19 protein-coding genes and 7 tRNA genes are annotated in these 15,748 nt (G+C 63.0%); 4 read left to right on the plus strand and 22 right to left on the minus strand.

From position 1 onward, the window contains the following. Nucleotides 1–272: 272 nt before the first annotated feature. On the plus strand, nucleotides 273–761 hold the full coding sequence (locus FHR96_RS05305; RefSeq protein ID WP_183386629.1) for a hypothetical protein: 489 nt from the start codon (nucleotides 273–275) through the stop codon (nucleotides 759–761). Nucleotides 762–906: 145 nt separating this feature from the next. On the opposite strand, the gene FHR96_RS05310 is transcribed toward FHR96_RS05305, so the two are convergent. The 16 genes from FHR96_RS05310 to FHR96_RS05385 form a co-directional block, all read right to left on the minus strand. Next, nucleotides 907–1,191, minus strand: a complete 285-nt coding sequence (locus tag FHR96_RS05310; RefSeq protein WP_183386630.1) for a hypothetical protein — start codon at nucleotides 1,189–1,191, stop codon at nucleotides 907–909. Nucleotides 1,192–1,740: 549 nt separating this feature from the next. Further along, complete coding sequence (locus tag FHR96_RS05315; protein ID WP_183386631.1) at nucleotides 1,741–2,790, minus strand: AAA family ATPase; 1,050 nt, start codon at nucleotides 2,788–2,790, stop codon at nucleotides 1,741–1,743. Further along, nucleotides 2,783–3,256 carry a hypothetical protein gene (locus FHR96_RS05320; RefSeq protein WP_183386632.1) on the minus strand — a complete coding sequence of 158 codons (474 nt, stop codon included), beginning with the start codon at nucleotides 3,254–3,256 and terminating at the stop codon, nucleotides 2,783–2,785. The genes FHR96_RS05315 and FHR96_RS05320 overlap by 8 nt, the downstream gene beginning before the upstream one ends. After that, nucleotides 3,246–3,473 (minus strand): hypothetical protein, encoded by a 228-nt coding sequence (locus FHR96_RS05325; RefSeq protein WP_183386633.1) that lies wholly within the window; start codon nucleotides 3,471–3,473, stop codon nucleotides 3,246–3,248. Before FHR96_RS05325 ends, FHR96_RS05320 begins: the two co-directional genes overlap by 11 nt. Nucleotides 3,474–3,477: 4 nt before the next feature. Next, nucleotides 3,478–3,783, minus strand: coding sequence for a hypothetical protein (locus FHR96_RS05330; protein WP_183386634.1), 306 nt, complete (start codon nucleotides 3,781–3,783; stop codon nucleotides 3,478–3,480). Further along, entirely contained in the window at nucleotides 3,752–3,961 is a 210-nt protein-coding gene (locus tag FHR96_RS05335; protein WP_183386635.1) for a hypothetical protein, read from the minus strand. Before FHR96_RS05335 ends, FHR96_RS05330 begins: the two co-directional genes overlap by 32 nt. Then, the gene (locus FHR96_RS05340; RefSeq protein ID WP_183386636.1) at nucleotides 3,958–4,182 is read right to left on the minus strand and encodes a hypothetical protein; all 225 of its coding nucleotides are present in this window, start codon (nucleotides 4,180–4,182) and stop codon (nucleotides 3,958–3,960) included. Before FHR96_RS05340 ends, FHR96_RS05335 begins: the two co-directional genes overlap by 4 nt. A gap of 444 nt (nucleotides 4,183–4,626) precedes the next feature. After that, nucleotides 4,627–4,866 (minus strand): helix-turn-helix transcriptional regulator, encoded by a 240-nt coding sequence (locus FHR96_RS05345; RefSeq protein ID WP_246392787.1) that lies wholly within the window; start codon nucleotides 4,864–4,866, stop codon nucleotides 4,627–4,629. 89 nt (nucleotides 4,867–4,955) lie between these two features. Then, entirely contained in the window at nucleotides 4,956–5,900 is a 945-nt protein-coding gene (locus FHR96_RS05350; RefSeq protein ID WP_183386637.1) for a hypothetical protein, read from the minus strand. Between the two features lie 107 nt (nucleotides 5,901–6,007). Continuing rightward, nucleotides 6,008–7,192 (minus strand): tyrosine-type recombinase/integrase, encoded by a 1,185-nt coding sequence (locus FHR96_RS05355; protein ID WP_343066332.1) that lies wholly within the window; start codon nucleotides 7,190–7,192, stop codon nucleotides 6,008–6,010. Nucleotides 7,193–7,401: 209 nt separating this feature from the next. Further along, nucleotides 7,402–7,489 (minus strand) — tRNA-Ser (locus FHR96_RS05360). Nucleotides 7,490–7,618: 129 nt separating this feature from the next. Continuing rightward, nucleotides 7,619–8,122, minus strand: a complete 504-nt coding sequence (locus FHR96_RS05365; RefSeq protein ID WP_183386639.1) for a YiiD C-terminal domain-containing protein — start codon at nucleotides 8,120–8,122, stop codon at nucleotides 7,619–7,621. A 2-nt stretch (nucleotides 8,123–8,124) separates the two neighbouring features. Further along, nucleotides 8,125–8,685, minus strand: coding sequence for a nitroreductase family protein (locus FHR96_RS05370; protein WP_183386640.1), 561 nt, complete (start codon nucleotides 8,683–8,685; stop codon nucleotides 8,125–8,127). Between the two features lie 94 nt (nucleotides 8,686–8,779). Then, a complete protein-coding gene (gene queF, locus FHR96_RS05375; protein WP_183386641.1) occupies nucleotides 8,780–9,616 on the minus strand; it encodes an NADPH-dependent 7-cyano-7-deazaguanine reductase QueF in 837 nt (278 codons plus the stop codon). 3 nt (nucleotides 9,617–9,619) lie between these two features. After that, nucleotides 9,620–10,393: an ABC transporter permease gene (locus FHR96_RS05380; RefSeq protein WP_183386642.1), complete on the minus strand. Its 774-nt coding sequence runs from the start codon at nucleotides 10,391–10,393 to the stop codon at nucleotides 9,620–9,622. Further along, nucleotides 10,390–11,346 (minus strand): ABC transporter ATP-binding protein, encoded by a 957-nt coding sequence (locus FHR96_RS05385; protein ID WP_183386643.1) that lies wholly within the window; start codon nucleotides 11,344–11,346, stop codon nucleotides 10,390–10,392. The genes FHR96_RS05380 and FHR96_RS05385 overlap by 4 nt, the downstream gene beginning before the upstream one ends. 532 nt (nucleotides 11,347–11,878) lie before the next feature. Here FHR96_RS05385 and FHR96_RS05390 point away from each other — a divergent pair. Continuing rightward, complete coding sequence (locus tag FHR96_RS05390) at nucleotides 11,879–13,084, plus strand: MFS transporter (RefSeq protein ID WP_343066333.1); 1,206 nt, start codon at nucleotides 11,879–11,881, stop codon at nucleotides 13,082–13,084. 290 nt (nucleotides 13,085–13,374) lie between these two features. Here the strand turns inward: FHR96_RS05390 and FHR96_RS05395 are convergent. From FHR96_RS05395 to FHR96_RS05420, 6 genes are all read right to left on the minus strand, one after another. Then, a tRNA-Gly gene (locus tag FHR96_RS05395) sits at nucleotides 13,375–13,449 on the minus strand. A 25-nt stretch (nucleotides 13,450–13,474) separates the two neighbouring features. Continuing rightward, nucleotides 13,475–13,550: transfer RNA gene (locus FHR96_RS05400), tRNA-Glu, on the minus strand. A gap of 112 nt (nucleotides 13,551–13,662) precedes the next feature. Further along, a tRNA-Gly gene (locus FHR96_RS05405) sits at nucleotides 13,663–13,737 on the minus strand. A gap of 27 nt (nucleotides 13,738–13,764) precedes the next feature. Further along, a tRNA-Glu gene (locus tag FHR96_RS05410) sits at nucleotides 13,765–13,840 on the minus strand. Between the two features lie 95 nt (nucleotides 13,841–13,935). Further along, nucleotides 13,936–14,010, minus strand: a tRNA-Gly gene (locus FHR96_RS05415). Between the two features lie 24 nt (nucleotides 14,011–14,034). Then, a tRNA-Glu gene (locus FHR96_RS05420) sits at nucleotides 14,035–14,110 on the minus strand. Between the two features lie 167 nt (nucleotides 14,111–14,277). Here FHR96_RS05420 and msrB point away from each other — a divergent pair. Both msrB and ylqF read left to right on the plus strand, forming a co-directional pair. After that, nucleotides 14,278–14,679 (plus strand): peptide-methionine (R)-S-oxide reductase MsrB, encoded by a 402-nt coding sequence (gene msrB, locus FHR96_RS05425; RefSeq protein WP_183386645.1) that lies wholly within the window; start codon nucleotides 14,278–14,280, stop codon nucleotides 14,677–14,679. A 75-nt stretch (nucleotides 14,680–14,754) separates the two neighbouring features. Continuing rightward, on the plus strand, nucleotides 14,755–15,723 hold the full coding sequence (ylqF, locus tag FHR96_RS05430) for a ribosome biogenesis GTPase YlqF (RefSeq protein WP_183386646.1): 969 nt from the start codon (nucleotides 14,755–14,757) through the stop codon (nucleotides 15,721–15,723). The last annotated feature ends 25 nt before the right edge of the window (nucleotides 15,724–15,748 follow it).

The raw sequence follows: 15,748 nt of genomic DNA on the forward strand, positions 1-15,748 counted from the left end.
GGCTCATGACGTATCACCTCGGTGGATGGAATCGCATTTTTGTTGGGTATATTGTTGGTTATTTGGAGTTTATACCCATAAACCATTGTTTTCAAATACTCCGATGCGGACCACATCTCCGCCAAACACCGCGACGTGAACCATGACCGATGTCAGGCAACGGGGTGGTACGGGGTGGTACGGGGTAGAACAACAAAACTCGGTCGGGCACCATCTGGGTGGCCAGCATAGAGACTGGTGGAATAGAGCAAACAGGATCGTAGGGAACCAAAATGAAGAAGATCATTCTTGCCGCGGCCGCATCACTCACTCTTGCGGGGTGTGCGGGCCCCTCAGTGATGCCACCCAACACGTCCACGGGGAACCAAACGGAAGCCTACAGCGCTGACTTTGATAGCGTTTGGGAAGGTGCCGTTGACTGGTTCGCCGTCAACAACATCCCAATCAAAAATATCGAGAAAGATTCTGGAATCATCGGCTCCGAATACACACTTGGGGCAAACTACTCGCAGATTGACTGCGGCACCGTTAATCCAGGTGCGATGCACATCCTGCTCAACCAGAATGTAGTGGCCAATATCAATGTTCTAGTCCGAGAAACAAGTGCCGGCACCACCGTCCAGCCCAACGTTTTTGGACACGGAACAGCAATGCTGCGAGATAACTGGAACGGTATGCCCGTACAGCTCCGGCTTGATAACTGCGTCAGCACTGGCGAGCTCGAAAGAAGCTTGCATCAGTACCTCAGCAGGAGCCTGTAATGCCCCCTTTCGCGGGTTTCATGGTCTTTGAGGAAGGCGTGGGACAAGCGGCCAACGGCCTTGTTCTTTCTCTGTTCTGATCAGCAGCAACCAAATCGGCCCCGGCAAGCGACGGGGCCGATAGTGGGCAAGGTTCGGGCAAGGGTCAGTGCAGCGGCTTGGGTGGCGTGGTGCGTAGCTGGTCGGCTATGTCCATCTTCTCGGCATGGGCCAGCAAGTCCTCCTCGCTGGCACCCAGCGCCTGGGCCAGGTCGGCCAGGTTGAACATGGGCCTTCCCTCCTCATCGACGCCTGACGGTTTCAGGCCCGGAAAGAACTCCTCCATGCCATGGCGCAGCGTCTCCAGGATCGGGCCGCGCAGGAACATCGGATGATCCTCGTCATGGGCGGCAGCATGGGCCAGAGTGTCGCGGATGATGGCGTCGGTCATGGGCATGTCTTCCAGGTCAGGGCGTCCGGTGGTCGTGCTGCATGCGCCAGCTGTCAGGCCGGATGAGGGCCAATAAGGTGCGGTTGGCGGCCCTCCTTCCAGCGTTCTCTTGGCGATGCGGCTTAGGCTCAGCCTCGGCGGCCTGCATCCAGGTCTGGATGTACCGCCTGGCAGCCCTCTCCATCGCTAACGGCGGGAGGGTGGCCAAGCGCGACCACACGTATTGCCGATCCTCTCGAAGCAGCGGCACCTGGCCGGCGATCCACTCGAGCCAGTCGGTCCGACTCGCCGCCTCAGGGTCAGGTTCTGATGCAACTCCGGAGGGCTCGCCAGGGGCTAAAAGTTGCACGGTTTCAGGGGTGTCGGTTGCAGCCGAGTTGCAATCACGGTTGCTTTCAATCTCTCGCAACCGCTTGTCTGCCAAGGCTTTGAGTCCGCCGGTTGCACTCCCGGTTGCATCCTGACCCCGCGAAGTTGCCCCCTTGGACTGGGAAAGTTGCGGGTTGCATCCCCTAGGGGGTGCAACGTGCAACTCTGGACGATCGCTCATCACTCACCCCCTCCCTTCTTGGCCAGCAAGCCATCCCGCTCGGCCCGCTTGCGATACCGAGTAGCCGTGCTTTTGTGGATGTCCAACTCCCGGGCCGCCTCTGTCGGCGACAGCCCCTCATTGAGGAGATCAACGACCCGCTGATAGGTGCTCTCCTGGAGCGGGAGCCAGGACCAGGTGGTGCCCCCGCTTGGGGAGCTGACCAGCTCGATCTCTCGCCCCTTGGCGTCGTCACCGTAGAAGCCCCGATTCTTCTCGAAATGAAGCTCGAACTTGGCGCCCTGGGCGTCGTCGTCCTCGCCTTTCGGGTAGCGGAGCGCGATGACGGTATCCAGTACGTCCTCCCGGCGGCTGGTGCCGCGCTGCTGACCGCCCTTTCCGGCGTGGTGGACGAACAGCACCGTCTTCCCCTGGGCCCGCATACGCAGGGCCCATTCCTGCACCATCAGCCAGCTTTCGCCTTCGTTCTCCTTTCCGGTCCGACAAAGGGTCGCGATGTTGTCCACCACGATGAGCTTGGCGGGATCGGTGAAGGGCTCGAGGGCTGTTTGGCCTTCCACGGTCGAGAGGTCCGGCATCCCCCTGGGCTGCAAGTCAGGCGTCAGCAGCTGCAGGGCCTCTGGCGCCGCCTCGTGCTCAGTGCTCTGGATGATGCTTGCGAATCGCTCCTGAAGGGCGATGGCCGGCATCTCCCCATCCAGGTAGAGCACCGGCGCCGGGGAAGGCGCCTCCCAGCCGAGAAAGGATCCTCCGGCAGCCACGGCGTAGCCCGCGTACATCGCAAACCAGGTCTTGCCGATGCCTCGAGGCGCATAGACCATGGCCAGCCCGCTGGTGGGCAACCAGGGAGCCAGGAGCATGGTTCTCGGCGGGATGTTCAGGCCCAAGAAGTCGCCCAAGCTGATGGACTTCAGCGCCATCGATGCCGCGGTTTCCTCATAAGCACTTGCTGGCGGCGTCGGCGGCCCCTCGCTGGGAACCGGCCTCAGCTTAGCCGCGGTGTTGGCTCGCTCATCGAGCCAGCTGGCCCCTGTGTCACGTTCAGACATGGCAACCCACCTCCTCCGCGGCACCGCGCAGGCGCCCGACGGCCTTGGCCAGGCGGTCCAGGTCGGTGCGCTGGAGAGGCTTGCCAGACTGCACCGCCTCCGCCGCCAGCATGACCACCACCGCCTCCCTGGAGATGGCAGCCAACACATCTCGGGGGACCCAGCGCTCGCCGGATCGCTTGCTTGTGCGGAAGGCCTCCTGTTCCCGCTGGGGGAACAGGTCGGCCAAGGACATGCCGACGGCAGCCATCACATCCGCGGTCGGGCATCCGGTGAAGCACTTCACCAGCAGTGTGCCATCCTCGGTCTCTCGGATTGCCAGGCTCGGCGATCGGTCATCATGCGCTGGGCAGCATGCAAGCCACCTGCCCGTGCCATTCGCCTTTACCTTGTCCAACCGGGCGAGGAGCCGGTGCACATCGGCCCCGGTCCGATACTCAGCCCTCGGCAGCTGATCAGCTCGCATGGAAGGGCCCTCCTCCGTTGCGGCGGACTTCCTCAAAGCAGCCATGGATCGAGCGGATCGTATCCGCGATGTGCCCCGTGGCATCGACCAGGGGCTGGTAATGAGCCTGGGGATGACCGGCATCGGCCAGGGCATGGGCGACGGCATCCACCCGATCGCCCAGCGCCAGCAGCTCTTCAGTGACCTTCACCAGATCGGCAGCTTGCTCATACGTCATAGCCTCAATGCCTCCCCTGCTTGTTCCCTGCGACCGTCTCGAAGGGAAGCGCCTCGATCTCGTCCACCAGCGCACTGGCTTCTCGCTCGGTGAGCTCGCCATACCACTTCATGATGAGAATGGCGCCACCACAGAAGAGCTTCCGGCTATTCAGCTCATCCTCGGTGCTGCTCTCGAGCAGCGTGTCCAGGGAAGCCGTGAGAGGATGGGCCCGGTGTCGCCCCATGAACTCGTCGATCCACATGCGAGCGTCCTGCGCCACGTTCAGGCGAATGGTTTTATCCGGCATGGTCACCTCCACTGCCTGCATTGATCTCCTGGATTTTCGCCGTGTGGTAGGCGAGGTTCTCCATCAGCCCGGACATGATGTCGTCGTTCAAGACGTTGTGGTCTTCCTGGCCGCCGTAGTGATCAACCAGCAGCTCGGCCAATGCCCAAGCCTGGCGGGCGTGCGAATCGATATGATCAGAGGTGGTGGGGTAGCTCATGCGTCGCCCTCCTCATCCTGCAGCTCGCGGGCGAAGTCGTCGAAGTCGCAGGCGGCGATGTCGGCGGAATCATGGGAAAGACTGGCGATACGCTTGGCGTGCTTGATGGCATCGGGCTGATCCGACTCCATCAGCACCACGATGGTCTTGAACATCGTGGCGGCGTTTTGCAGGTGCTCACTCGCCAGGGTCAGGTTGTCGTAGTGATCGGTGTGATTCATGACGCCACCTCCTGGCCGGCAACGCGGGCCTCCAGGCGGCGAGCTTTCTGGATGTGGTGGTTATAGCGGCGCAGCCGAACGGCGGCGCTTGAATCAGAGAAAAGGGCTGATTTCGCCATCGCTCGATGAGCAGCGGCGCGTGCGGACGCACTCCGGGTAAGGAGGGGGATCATGGGTCTGACTCCTGTATCTGTGGAGTCGTCCCCGGCTGCGGCCAAGCAGCTGATGGGGGCGACTGTACGCGGGTTGGCCGACCGGGGATACAGGATCCCGGCACACCCGAAGGTGTCCCGCGCACAGCCGCCATAACGCATAGCGGGCACAAAAAAGCGCCTGCTATGAGAGGGGCGCTTGTGCGCCTGTATCCTTTCGACCGGCCAAGGTCGGCCACGGAATTTGCCGTGGCTCCCCCATGGTAGTGAGACGGGATGATATGCGCAAGCATTAGGCGACCTCCTCGCGGGAGGATTCCCACGCTTCAAGGTCGGCCAGGTTCCAGCGGGTGCAGTTGTCGCCCAGCTTCTTGGGCTTGGGGAACTCGGTGCGGGCCTTTGACCACCGCCAGATGGTGGCCACTCCGACGCCATAGCGATCAGCGACTTGGTTGGCGTTAAGCCATGCTTGGTTGGTCTGGGATGTCATGCCTTGATGCCCTATGCGATGGATTGCAAGGGCATCGTGCATCGAAGTCTATCCGCATAAACTGCCAGTATTAGAAAAAAATATTACATGCCGTCAACAGATGCTTAACTCGACATGCAAAACATCAGTGATCAAGAATGCATGCTTTCCATTTCCGAAGACTTTGCAGTAAGGTCATCAATGTACCCTCCTTCCACTCGCCGAATGAACCTACCTACCGTCTTGGAGGGCATCATATCGACCTCCCCGTACCGCCCACCAAAAAGAGCGCTTGCCATGCACTTCTTCGTAATGGTGCAACCTGTCAAAAAGCTCCATGACTCAAGATCAGCATAGGCCGCAACGCGATACTCAAACAGCTTCCTCACATCCGAATATCTAGCTCTATCAGCCCCGTTGTTGCGACCAGGCAGCGAGCGAAGGTGTCCTTCTATCTGCCTGATTACCGTTGGAATTGTTGGATATGGATCCACCATCAAAAAATCACCCATGTCACTATCTCGAACAGGTATATGCCTCTGAATGGCAATTCTCACGCTATCGGTATCCCATCCGTTCTTTGCCGACAACCGCTCAGCCGTGCGATCTATCTCCTTAACAAGCTCCTCATTTTCTTTCAACCACTCCATCATGTCCGCGAGAGTTACCTGGCTAATGCCATCTTCGCTTAAGACGCTTGGCTTGTGGCCAAGAATCCTATCTACCTCGTGGGCACAGCATGTAGAGAACTGCTCTTCTTCACGCCGCCTTTCACTTAGATAGCCTTTGTAATCAAAACTGCCCTTCTCCTTACACCGCTCGTGAAAAATTTCAATTAGAAGCTTGTTAACATTTCGCTCATAAGGGCATGAGGATATTTCCGACAACTTCTCGAGCACTGCCTCCCGAGTATTGCCTGGGCACCCTGGAGTATCTTCATCAAAGATAACAAAGCCAGAGGATATGATGTCCTTTATCCAAAGCCTATCGCTCACTGACATAGCTGCTTCATAGGGGTCTTTGTCTTCCCATTGCTCGTATGGCCGAATATCGAACCATTCGGGAAGCTCGCTGACATCGCGGATCATCTTGTTCATCGCGCTACTCCTGCGCTTACTCCATCCATTGAAGAGGCCGGCCAGTGCGGTGGAGTGTGCCGCACGTTCGGGAGCGACCCTAGGCCAGCCAACAGGGGCGGCGCCGGCTATTCGGCAGACGCCTTATTCTCGCGAATCGAGGTGACATTCCCGGCCTTGGCGGGCGGGGTGTCGATGAAGTCAGCCCATTGCTGCATCAGCTTGGCCCGCTTGGCCAACAGGTCGCCACGCCGGTAGGCCGCTTCGGCGTCGTTCTTGATGGTGTGCGCCAAGGCCATCTCAGCGATGTGGTGCGGGGTGCTGGTGCGCTCGGCCGTCCAGTCACGGAACGTCGATCGGAGGCCGTGAACGGTGGTCTTGTCGCTCATGCCCATCCGCTTGAGCACCGCGGACATGCCAGCATCAGAGAGCCGGCCGCCCCGCGGTGCGCTGAAGATGAGGCCGCCGCCCTTGCAGGGCATGCCGCGCAGCAGATCGACAGCCGCGTCTGAGAGCGGCACGCGATGCTCCTTGCCAGCCTTCATGCGCTCCGCAGGGATGGTCCAGACGCGGCTCTCCAGGTCGATCTCCTCCCAGCATGCAGAACGGGCCTCATTGGACCTCACGGCGGTCAGCGCCACCAGCTCGAGGCAGCGGGCAGCCTCGCCTTTACGCTTGCGCAGGGCGGCCATGAAGTCGTGCACCTCGTCGATCGGCAGGGCCCGATGGTGCTTCACCTTGGAGATGCGGGTAGGCGCCGGCAGGATGGCATCCAGATTGTTCTTCCAGACGGCCACATTGGGAGCGTCCCGGTAGCCATGGGCCGAGGCATAGGCCAGCACGGTCTCGATCCGCTGGCGAACCCTGGTCATGGTCTCGGTCTTCTCCTCCCAATACGGCTCGAGGACCTGGACGATGTGGGGTAGCTCGATGTCGCCGATAGCCATCTTGCCGAGGACCGGATAGGCGTATGCCTCCAAGGTGGAAGCCCACTGCTTGCCATGCTTTGGATTGCTGGCCTCAGCCTGCTTCTTCTTGATCACCGCGGCGGCGCATTGCTCGAAGGTGATGGCCTTGGCCTGGGCGGCGATGAGCTCGCTTCGCTTGGCCTGGCGCTCGAGCACGGGGTCGATGCCCTCCTCTCGGATCCGGCGCTTGAGCTCGGCCGCATCCTCCCTCGCCCTGGCCACGGGCACCTCGCTGGCACTGCCGAGGCCGATGTCCCGGCGCTTGCTGCCCACTGTCGTCCTGAGGATCCAGGAGCGGCCACCGTTCTTGCTCACCTGCAGGTGCAGGCCCGGCGCACCGCCCACGGCATAGAAGCCTGGCTCGACCAGCCGCTTGATCTCCAGGGGGGTAAGTGCCTTCGCAACCTTGGGCATATCCGCCTCTCACATCCTACCCAACAAAAAAGTTTGTGATTGGATGGTAGTAGGTGATACGGGCTAATACAAGGAAATGGCGTAACGGCGGGACCCAGACACGAAAAAGCCGCCTCGATGGGCGGCTTAATCTGCTGTTCTGGCGGAGGGGGAGGGATTCGAACCCTCGAAGCCTTTCGACTTACACACTTTCCAGGCGTGCTCCTTCGACCACTCGGACACCCCTCCGCATTGTGGTTCCCAAGCCTGAGGCGCGCTGCCTTCTCCTCGAGAACGGCGCACATATTATCGACTTAAGTGCGCGATTGCAAGCCGTTTTTCGGCTTTCCGCCAATTCCCTTCCATGGATCGCCATCCCTACCCGGCGGGCAACACCGCGTAGTCCCCGCGCGCCTCGAGGCACAGGGTCTCGCCGCACCATAGGCGCTGGACCAGGGCGATACGCCCCTTGCCACGCTGCGCCAGGCGTGCGCCGAGCCTTGCCGGGCCTTCCTCGGCTTCGGGCGTGCACACCAGCCGGTAGTTGCCGGTCACCGGCGCCAGGAAACGCTGCTCGGCCTTGGCCACCACCACATCGCGGTCAAAGCCGTGCCGACGCAGCCAGAGCGTCGTCCAGCACCAGCCGAGCAGCGTGGTCTGGGCGGCCAGGGAACCGCCGAAGCCAGTGCCCTTGTCGTTGAGGTTCGGCGAGAGACCAAGACGCCACTCGAGGGCATCGCCGTCACGCTGCATCGCCTCGATACCGAGATGCCCGACCATGGGGATCGCCTCGCCGAGCCAGGCCAGGAAGGCCGCCGGGTCGTCCTCCTGGCCTGGCGACGGCAGCGGAAGGCGGGGATGGGAAATGCCGGGTTCGCGCACGGTCAGTCCCAACGCTCGACGAAGTCGTCGATGTCATGTTCGGGCACCGGCCGATGGCGCCCGCCAAGCTGGCCAACGTAGAGAAACGCGACCAGCTCGTCGTCCTCGGCCAGGCCGAGCCCCTTGCGCACCGTGGGATCGAAGGCGTACTTGCCGGTCCGCCACATGGCGCCGAGCCCTTGCGCGTGGGCGGCCAGCAGCAAGCCGTGGGCCGCACAGCCGGCGGAGATCACCTGCTCCACGCGCGGCACCTTGGGTTCGTCGGGAACGACCTTGGCGATCACGGCGATGATCATCGGGGCACGCTTGGGTTTCTTGCGCGCGGCTTCGAGCACGGCGTCCTTGGCGTGTGGGTCCTCGCGAAACTCGGCTTCGGCAAACAGCTCACCGAGCCGGTCGAGCCCCTCGCCGGAGAACTCGATGAAGCGCCAGGGCCGTAGCTCCTTGTGGTCCGGGGCCCGCAACGCCGCCCGATACATCGCCTCGAGCTGTTCAGTGCCGGGGGGCGGCCCCATCAGCTTGCCCATGGAACTGCGTTCATGGAGCAACGTCATCGCATCCATCAGGATCTCCTTGCCGGGAACAAACGAGAAAGTTTCTCGATACTCTATCAAGCCGCGACATTACTGTCGCGCCAGGCCTGCTGTCACGGCAAGACTACTGCCTCGACAGGCGAAGGGGCGTCGGCGGCCGCTCGCCGGGGGTGCCGCGCCATGGGCTGATGTCGAGCCCGCCGCGCCGCACGTAGCGCGCCAGCACCAGCAGCCGCTCGGGCCGAGCCTTCTCCATCACGTCCATGAAGATGTGCTCGACGCAGTGCTCGTGGAAATCCTGATGCTGGCGATAGCCGATCAGGTAGCGCAGCAGGCCGTCGCGGTCGAGGCGCGGCCCGCGGTAGCGGATCATCACGCTGCCCCAATCGGGCTGGCCGGTAACCGGGCAGTTGGACTTGAGCAGGTGCGAGTGCAGCGTTTCCTCGACGATCTCGTCGCCGACGATCAACTGCTCGGGGCTGGGCGTGTAGTCCTCGACCTCGATGTCGCGGTCGTCGATGCACTCTCCGGGCAGGCGGCGCGGGGCCAGCACAGCGTCGTCGACGCCGAGCAGCTCGACGCTCACGGCGGCACCGGCCGCCGCGGCCAGGTCGCGCGCCATGGTCGCCTGCACCTCATCCTGCGAGGCGAAGCGGGTCTGGTTGAAGCCGTTGAGGTAGAGCTTCCAGGACTTGGACTCGATCAGCCGCGGCGAGTCCGCCGGCAGCCGGAAGCGCGCCACGGCGACGATCGGCTTACCGCGCGCATTGAGCCATGAGACCTCGAAGGCATGCCACTCGTCCTCGCCGACGAACGGCAAGGCGCCCTCCTCGATGCCAAGCGGCGCTCGGTTGGCGGCGCGAGGAATCGGATAGAGCAGCCCGGCATCGTACTGCTCGGGGTAGGCGGACTCCCGGCCAAGGGGAGCCTCTGCCAGGGTCTCGGGTCGATCGTGTGCCATCGGTTAACTCCTGATGCCCTTGCCATTGTCGAGCATCCACAGGGCGACGCCGAAGAGTACCACGATGAACGCCAGGATGGCGGTGAGCGCCCAGCCCACGGGAATGTCGGAGACGCCCAGGAAACCGTAGCGGAAGACGTTGACCATGTAGAGGATCGGGTTGAGCATCGAGGCGCCCTGCCAGAAGGCCGGCAGCAGCGAGATCGAGTAGAACACCCCGCCCAGGTAGGTCAGTGGCGTCAGCACGAAGGTCGGCACGATGGAGATGTCGTCGAACTTCTTGCCCAGCAGCGCGTTGATGAAGCCGCCGATGGCAAACAGTGCCGCGGTCAGCACCACCACCACGATGGTCAGCAATGGATGCGCCACCTCGAGGCGAGTGAAGAACAGCGACACCAGGGTCACGATCACGCCGACGCCCAGGCCACGCGCCATGCCGCCAAGCACGAAGCCGGACAGGATGACCCAGTTGGGCATCGGCGAGACCATCATCTCCTCCACGCTGCGCTGGAACTTGTTGGAGAAGAAGGAGGACGCCACGTTGGAGTAGCTGTTGGTGATCACCGCCATCATGATCAGCCCGGGGACGATGAAGTCCATGTAGGTGTAGCCATCCATGGCCCCGATACGCGATCCGATCAGGTTGCCGAAGATGATGAAGTACATGGTCATGGTGATCGACGGTGGCAGCAGGGTCTGCGGCCAGATCCGCGTGAAGCGCTTGATCTCCTTGACCACGAGCGTCCAGAGGGCGATGGCGATCTGAGTGGCGTTCATGCACTGACCTCCTGGTCCGCTTTCCCTGTGTTCTGCCCACCTTCCACCATGGAGACGAACATCTCCTCGAGCCGGTTGGCGCGGTTACGCATCGACATCACCTCGATGCCCTGCTTGCCCAGCGCATCGAAGACGGCGTTGAGCCGCTGGCCGCGATGCACCATGACCGCCAACTGGGCGTCGTCCACCTGCCGGACATCGAAGCCCTCGATCGCCGGCAGCGTCTCGAGCGGATGCGCCAGGTCGAGCAGGAAGGTCTCGGTGTCCAGCTCGGCGAGCAGCTCGCGCACGCTGGTGTCACGGATGATCTCGCCGTGATTGATGATGCCCACATGCCGGCACAGGCTCTCGGCCTCTTCCAGATAGTGGGTGGTCAGGATGATGGTGGTGCCCTCCTCCTCGTTGATGCGGCGCATGTACTCCCACATGCTGCGGCGCAGCTCGATATCCACCCCGGCGGTGGGCTCGTCGAGAATCAGCAGCCTGGGACGGTGCATCAGGGCACGGGCGATCATCAGCCGGCGCTTCATGCCACCGGAGAGCATGCGGGCGCTGCCGTCGCGCTTGTCCCACAGCCCCAGGTCGCGCAGCAGCTCTTCGGCGCGCGGCAGGGCCTCGCGGCGTGACATGCCGTAATAGCCGGCCTGGGCCAGCACGATGTCGATGACTTTCTCGAACTGGTTGAAGTTGAATTCCTGGGGCACCACGCCCAGATGGTACTTGGCGTGGGCGAAGTCCTTGTCGATGTCGATGCCGAAGATCGAGACCTTGCCGGCGGTCTTCTGCACCAGCGAGCAGACCACGCCGAGAGTGGTCGACTTGCCCGCGCCGTTGGGGCCCAGCAGGGCGTAGAAGTCGCCCTGGGCGACGTCGAGATCGATGCCCTTGAGGGCTTGGAAGCCATTGCCGTAGACCTTGGTCAGGCCACGAATGGACAGCGCCGGTTCGGCCATGAGCAGTCCTGTGTACTTGGGTGAATGTCGTCGAAGGCCCACTACTATGGGGGCGATTCCGCCAGGTTCAATCGCTGGCGAACGAGTTCGGCGGATTCCCGCCCGGCGATCATGGGTGAGATCACGAAAGCCTGGTAAGAATGAACGCGGCTCGGCCGCCCCTGGCGAGGCGGCCGAGCCGGTCGTCGTCGACGCCAGAGGTCAGCGACACAAGATAGCGCGTTAACTATTCTCCGGCACACCTGATCATCGCCAACATTTGACTGATTCTCCGATGCAGGCCTTCCGGGTCCCGTCCGGCGCCGTTCATGCGCTTCATTCATAACTGCTATCGGACTCATGATCTTATCAGGGCATGTCGCGCCACCTAGACTGCGACGCCATCCAGCCCTGGCGACCACGCCGCACGTGCCATTCCTGTGCCACGCCCCATCGCTTGCCGGCCCCCTGCCTCGTAGCGGGGGCCGGCGTTGCTGTCGGCAGTCAAAGGACCAACGCCAGGCATCATCGACGACAACGCAAGGCAGACGCTGTGAACACGACTCCCCCGACTTCGACCGGCCGCTTCAACGGGCCGCTGGTGGCCCTCGGCCTCGGCGCCTTCGGCATCGGCACCACCGAATTCTCGCCCATGGGCCTGCTGCCAGTGATCGCCGACGGCGTGAGCGTCTCGATTCCCACCGCCGGCACCCTGGTCACCGCCTACGCCATCGGCGTGATGATCGGCGCGCCAGTCATCACCCTGCTGCTCAGCCGCTTCGGCAAGCGCACCGCGCTGATGCTGCTGATGGGCCTGTTCATTCTCGGCAACCTGCTCTCGGCGCTGGCCCCGGGCTACCCCACCCTGCTGGCGGCGCGGGTGATCACCAGCCTGTCGCAGGGCGCCTTCTTCGGCTTCGGTGTCGTCGTAGCCACACAGGTGGTGCCGAAGGAGAAGCAGGCAAGCGCAGTGGCGACCATGTTCATGGGGCTCAGCATCGCCAACATCGGCGGCGTGCCCGCCGCGGCCTGGATCGGTCAGCAGGTCGGCTGGCGGATGCCCTTCGCGGCCATCGCGGCGCTGGGCGTACTGGCCCTCATTGCCCTGGCGCTGGCCCTACCCCACGGCGAGCGCGGCCAGCGCCCGAATGTGAAACGCGAGCTGCGGGCGCTGATGCAGGCCGAGGTGCTGATCGCGATGTCGATGACCGTGCTGTTCGCCGCGGCCTTCTTCACCCTCTACACCTACGTGGCCCCGCTGCTGAAGGTCCTGACCGGTGCCTCGGGCAACTTCGTGACCTTCGCGCTGATGCTGATCGGCCTGGGCCTGACCGCCGGCAACTGGCTGGGCGGCCGTCTGGCGGACTGGTCGCTCGACGGCGGCACGGCCATCGGCCTGGCTGCGCTTGGCGGCACCCTGCTGGCGGTACCGCTGATGACACTCACCCACGTCGGCGCAGCGGTCATCCTGATGCTGTGGGCCATCGCCGCTTTCATCGTGGTGCCGCCGCTGCAGATCCGCGCCATGCGAGCAGCCTCTGACGCGCCCAGCCTGGCCGCCGCGATCAATATCGCCGGCTTCAACCTGGGCAATGCCATCGGCGCCAGCGTGGGCGGCGGCGCCCTCGCACTGGGCTTCGGCTATGGCGCGGTGCCCGTAGCCGGCGGCGTCCTGGCGCTGATCGCCCTCGCCATCCTGTGGCTGTCACGTGGCCGAGCTGCGTCGACCGCAGCACCGGCCGCCGATACCGCCGCCTGACGTCCGCCTCACCGCCTTCCATAAAAGCAGCCACAAGAGCGCCCGCACGAATTTCGTGGGGGCGCCTTGCGTTGTGCCTTTCTTATATAAAGCACGACGCATCACGCCACGCGACGCCAGCTAGCCATGAGCACACGAAGAGGATGAGACAACGCAAAACTCCGGGCAGGCACATTGGGCCGGACCGGTAAGGAGAAACCTTCGAATGGAGCGGGAAACGAGATTCGACTGGGCCGGCACACCGGGTCGTGACCCGAGCCTTGGCCTATCGGATATTGCTATGTAGGAAATGGAGCGGGAAACGAGATTCGAACTCGCGACCCTCGCCTTGGCAAGGCGATGCTCTACCACTGAGCTATTCCCGCTCTACAGAAAGGAGACGATGCGAAGTGGCGTCCCATAGGGGGTTCGAACCCCTGTTACCGCCGTGAAAGGGCGGTGTCCTAGGCCACTAGACGAATGGGACGCAATCATTGCCCTATTGGACAAATGGAGCGGGAAACGAGATTCGACCGGGCTGGCGTTCCAGCTCGCGACCCTCGCAGGCCCTACTCTAACCCCATTAACCCGAAGGAAAATGGAGCGGGAAACGAGATTCGAACTCGCGACCCTCGCCTTGGCAAGGCGATGCTCTACCACTGAGCTATTCCCGCAGGTCTCGCACTGTCGAACATCGGAAGTGGCGTCCCATAGGGGGTTCGAACCCCTGTTACCGCCGTGAAAGGGCGGTGTCCTGGACCACTAGACGAATGGGACGCATATGGAGCGATAAACGAGATTCGACCGGGCTGGCGCTCCAGCTCGCGACCCTCGACCACCTGACCTCCTAATCCAACTTCCCGAGGGAAGATTGGAGCGGGAAACGAGATTCGAACTCGCGACCCTCGCCTTGGCAAGGCGATGCTCTACCACTGAGCTATTCCCGCACTCCGATATCTCATCGAGAAGAGTGGCGTCCCATAGGGGGTTCGAACCCCTGTTACCGCCGTGAAAGGGCGGTGTCCTGGACCACTAGACGAATGGGACGCTGTGTCTCGCCTCGTCGAGATGGCGCGTATATTACTGAGCCCCCTGGAAACTGTCAAGCATGGGGTGCTGCGCGACCTCAGCGTTGGTAGCCGGGGTGGAAAAAAACCGCCCTTCGGATGTCACAATGAGGTGCAGGCGCCCGCGACGCGATAAGGAGAAAGTCCATGCGCAAGAAGATAGAGAAGAGCGATGCCGAATGGCGTGAACAGCTCACTCCCGAGCAGTATCACGTCACCCGGGAGAAAGGCACCGAACGTCCCTTCTCCGGAGACCACGGGGTCACCGACGAGCACGGCATCTATCACTGCGTGTGTTGTCACGCCCCGCTGTTCGAGAACGAGCACAAGTTCGACGCCGGCTGTGGCTGGCCGAGCTTCGACCGCCCGCTTGCCTCCGGCTGCGTGGAGCAGCATGCCGATTCGAGCCACGGCATGCAGCGCACCGAGGTAATCTGCGCCCGCTGCGATGCCCACCTGGGCCATGTCTTTCCGGACGGCCCGGCCGAGACCACCGGCCAGCGCTATTGCATCAACTCGGTCGCCATCGACTTCCACCCCGGGGAATAGTCCAGCTCCGTCCTGAGGCGGCCGGCCATCTGCTATGATGGTCGGCCGTTTCATTTGGCAAGCAGGAGAGATGTGATGCTCGGCTGGTACCCGGGACACATGAACAAGGCACGTCGCCAGATCCTCGAGGCGCTGCCGGAGATCGACGTGGTCATCGAGGTGCTCGATGCCCGTCTGCCCTACTCCAGCGCCAACCCCATGCTGGCGGAGCTCACTCGTCACAAGCCGGTGCTCAAGATTCTCTCCCGGGCCGACCTGGCCGATCCGGCCCGCACCAGGGAGTGGACGTCTCACTTCGACGCCCAGGCCGACACCCGGGCACTGGCGGTGACCACCACCCAGGCCCGCGAACTCAAGCGGATCCCCAAGCTGTGCCACGAGCTGGCCGGCCAGGTACGCGCCGACCGCGACGTGCGAGTGATGGTCATGGGCATTCCCAACGTGGGCAAGTCGACGCTGATCAACGGCCTGGCCGGGCGCACCATCGCCAAGACCGGGAACGAGCCGGCGGTCACCAAGCGCCAGCAGAAGGTGCGCATCGGCGGGCAGGTGGCGCTGATCGACACCCCCGGGGTGCTGTGGCCCAAGATCGAGGATCAGGCCAGCGCCTATCGCCTCGCCGCCAGCGGCGCCATTCGCGATACCGCCATCGACTACGTCGATGTAGCGGTGGTCGCCGCCGCCGAGCTGGCCAGGCGCTACCCCGAGGCGCTCTCTTCGCGCTACAAGTTGAAGACGCTGCCCGCCTACCAGCCCAACCCGGATGCCGACCGGGTCGACGCCGACGGCGACGACCGGCTCGATCTGCTGGCGCTGGCCGGCTACGACGGCCATGCCATCCTGAGCACTATCGCCGGCAAGCGCGGCGGCCTGCGCGCGGGCGGCGAGGTCGATCTTCATCGCGGCGCCGAGGTGTTGCTGCACGAGCTGCGCGACGGCAAGCTCGGCCGACTGACCCTCGAGACCCCCGCCGACATTCCGGCGGAGCCCCTCGTGGAGGATGCCAACGCCTCAGCCAAAGCCGACGACGAAGCGGCCAGTTGAACCACACTCACACGATGTTTCTCTC

Origin of the sequence: Halomonas organivorans (assembly GCF_014192055.1) — a bacterium.
In the GTDB taxonomy this organism is placed as follows: domain Bacteria; phylum Pseudomonadota; class Gammaproteobacteria; order Pseudomonadales; family Halomonadaceae; genus Halomonas; species Halomonas organivorans.

Excerpts from the sequence above, each read along its gene's own strand:
- FHR96_RS05335 (WP_183386635.1), bottom strand. The coding sequence starts at position 3,961 with ATGAGCTACCCCACCACCTCTGATCATATCGATTCGCACGCCCGCCAG.
- msrB (WP_183386645.1), top strand. The coding sequence starts at position 14,278 with ATGCGCAAGAAGATAGAGAAGAGCGATGCCGAATGGCGTGAACAGCTC.
- FHR96_RS05310 (WP_183386630.1), bottom strand. The coding sequence starts at position 1,191 with ATGACCGACGCCATCATCCGCGACACTCTGGCCCATGCTGCCGCCCAT.
- FHR96_RS05315 (WP_183386631.1), bottom strand. The coding sequence starts at position 2,790 with ATGTCTGAACGTGACACAGGGGCCAGCTGGCTCGATGAGCGAGCCAAC.
- FHR96_RS05345 (WP_246392787.1), bottom strand. The coding sequence starts at position 4,866 with ATGCACGATGCCCTTGCAATCCATCGCATAGGGCATCAAGGCATGACA.
- FHR96_RS05385 (WP_183386643.1), bottom strand. The coding sequence starts at position 11,346 with ATGGCCGAACCGGCGCTGTCCATTCGTGGCCTGACCAAGGTCTACGGC.
- FHR96_RS05330 (WP_183386634.1), bottom strand. The coding sequence starts at position 3,783 with ATGCAGGCAGTGGAGGTGACCATGCCGGATAAAACCATTCGCCTGAAC.
- FHR96_RS05380 (WP_183386642.1), bottom strand. The coding sequence starts at position 10,393 with ATGAACGCCACTCAGATCGCCATCGCCCTCTGGACGCTCGTGGTCAAG.
- FHR96_RS05370 (WP_183386640.1), bottom strand. The coding sequence starts at position 8,685 with ATGGATGCGATGACGTTGCTCCATGAACGCAGTTCCATGGGCAAGCTG.
- FHR96_RS05305 (WP_183386629.1), top strand. The coding sequence starts at position 273 with ATGAAGAAGATCATTCTTGCCGCGGCCGCATCACTCACTCTTGCGGGG.
- FHR96_RS05350 (WP_183386637.1), bottom strand. The coding sequence starts at position 5,900 with ATGAACAAGATGATCCGCGATGTCAGCGAGCTTCCCGAATGGTTCGAT.
- FHR96_RS05320 (WP_183386632.1), bottom strand. The coding sequence starts at position 3,256 with ATGCGAGCTGATCAGCTGCCGAGGGCTGAGTATCGGACCGGGGCCGAT.
- FHR96_RS05340 (WP_183386636.1), bottom strand. The coding sequence starts at position 4,182 with ATGAATCACACCGATCACTACGACAACCTGACCCTGGCGAGTGAGCAC.
- ylqF (WP_183386646.1), top strand. The coding sequence starts at position 14,755 with ATGCTCGGCTGGTACCCGGGACACATGAACAAGGCACGTCGCCAGATC.
- FHR96_RS05325 (WP_183386633.1), bottom strand. The coding sequence starts at position 3,473 with ATGACGTATGAGCAAGCTGCCGATCTGGTGAAGGTCACTGAAGAGCTG.
- queF (WP_183386641.1), bottom strand. The coding sequence starts at position 9,616 with ATGGCACACGATCGACCCGAGACCCTGGCAGAGGCTCCCCTTGGCCGG.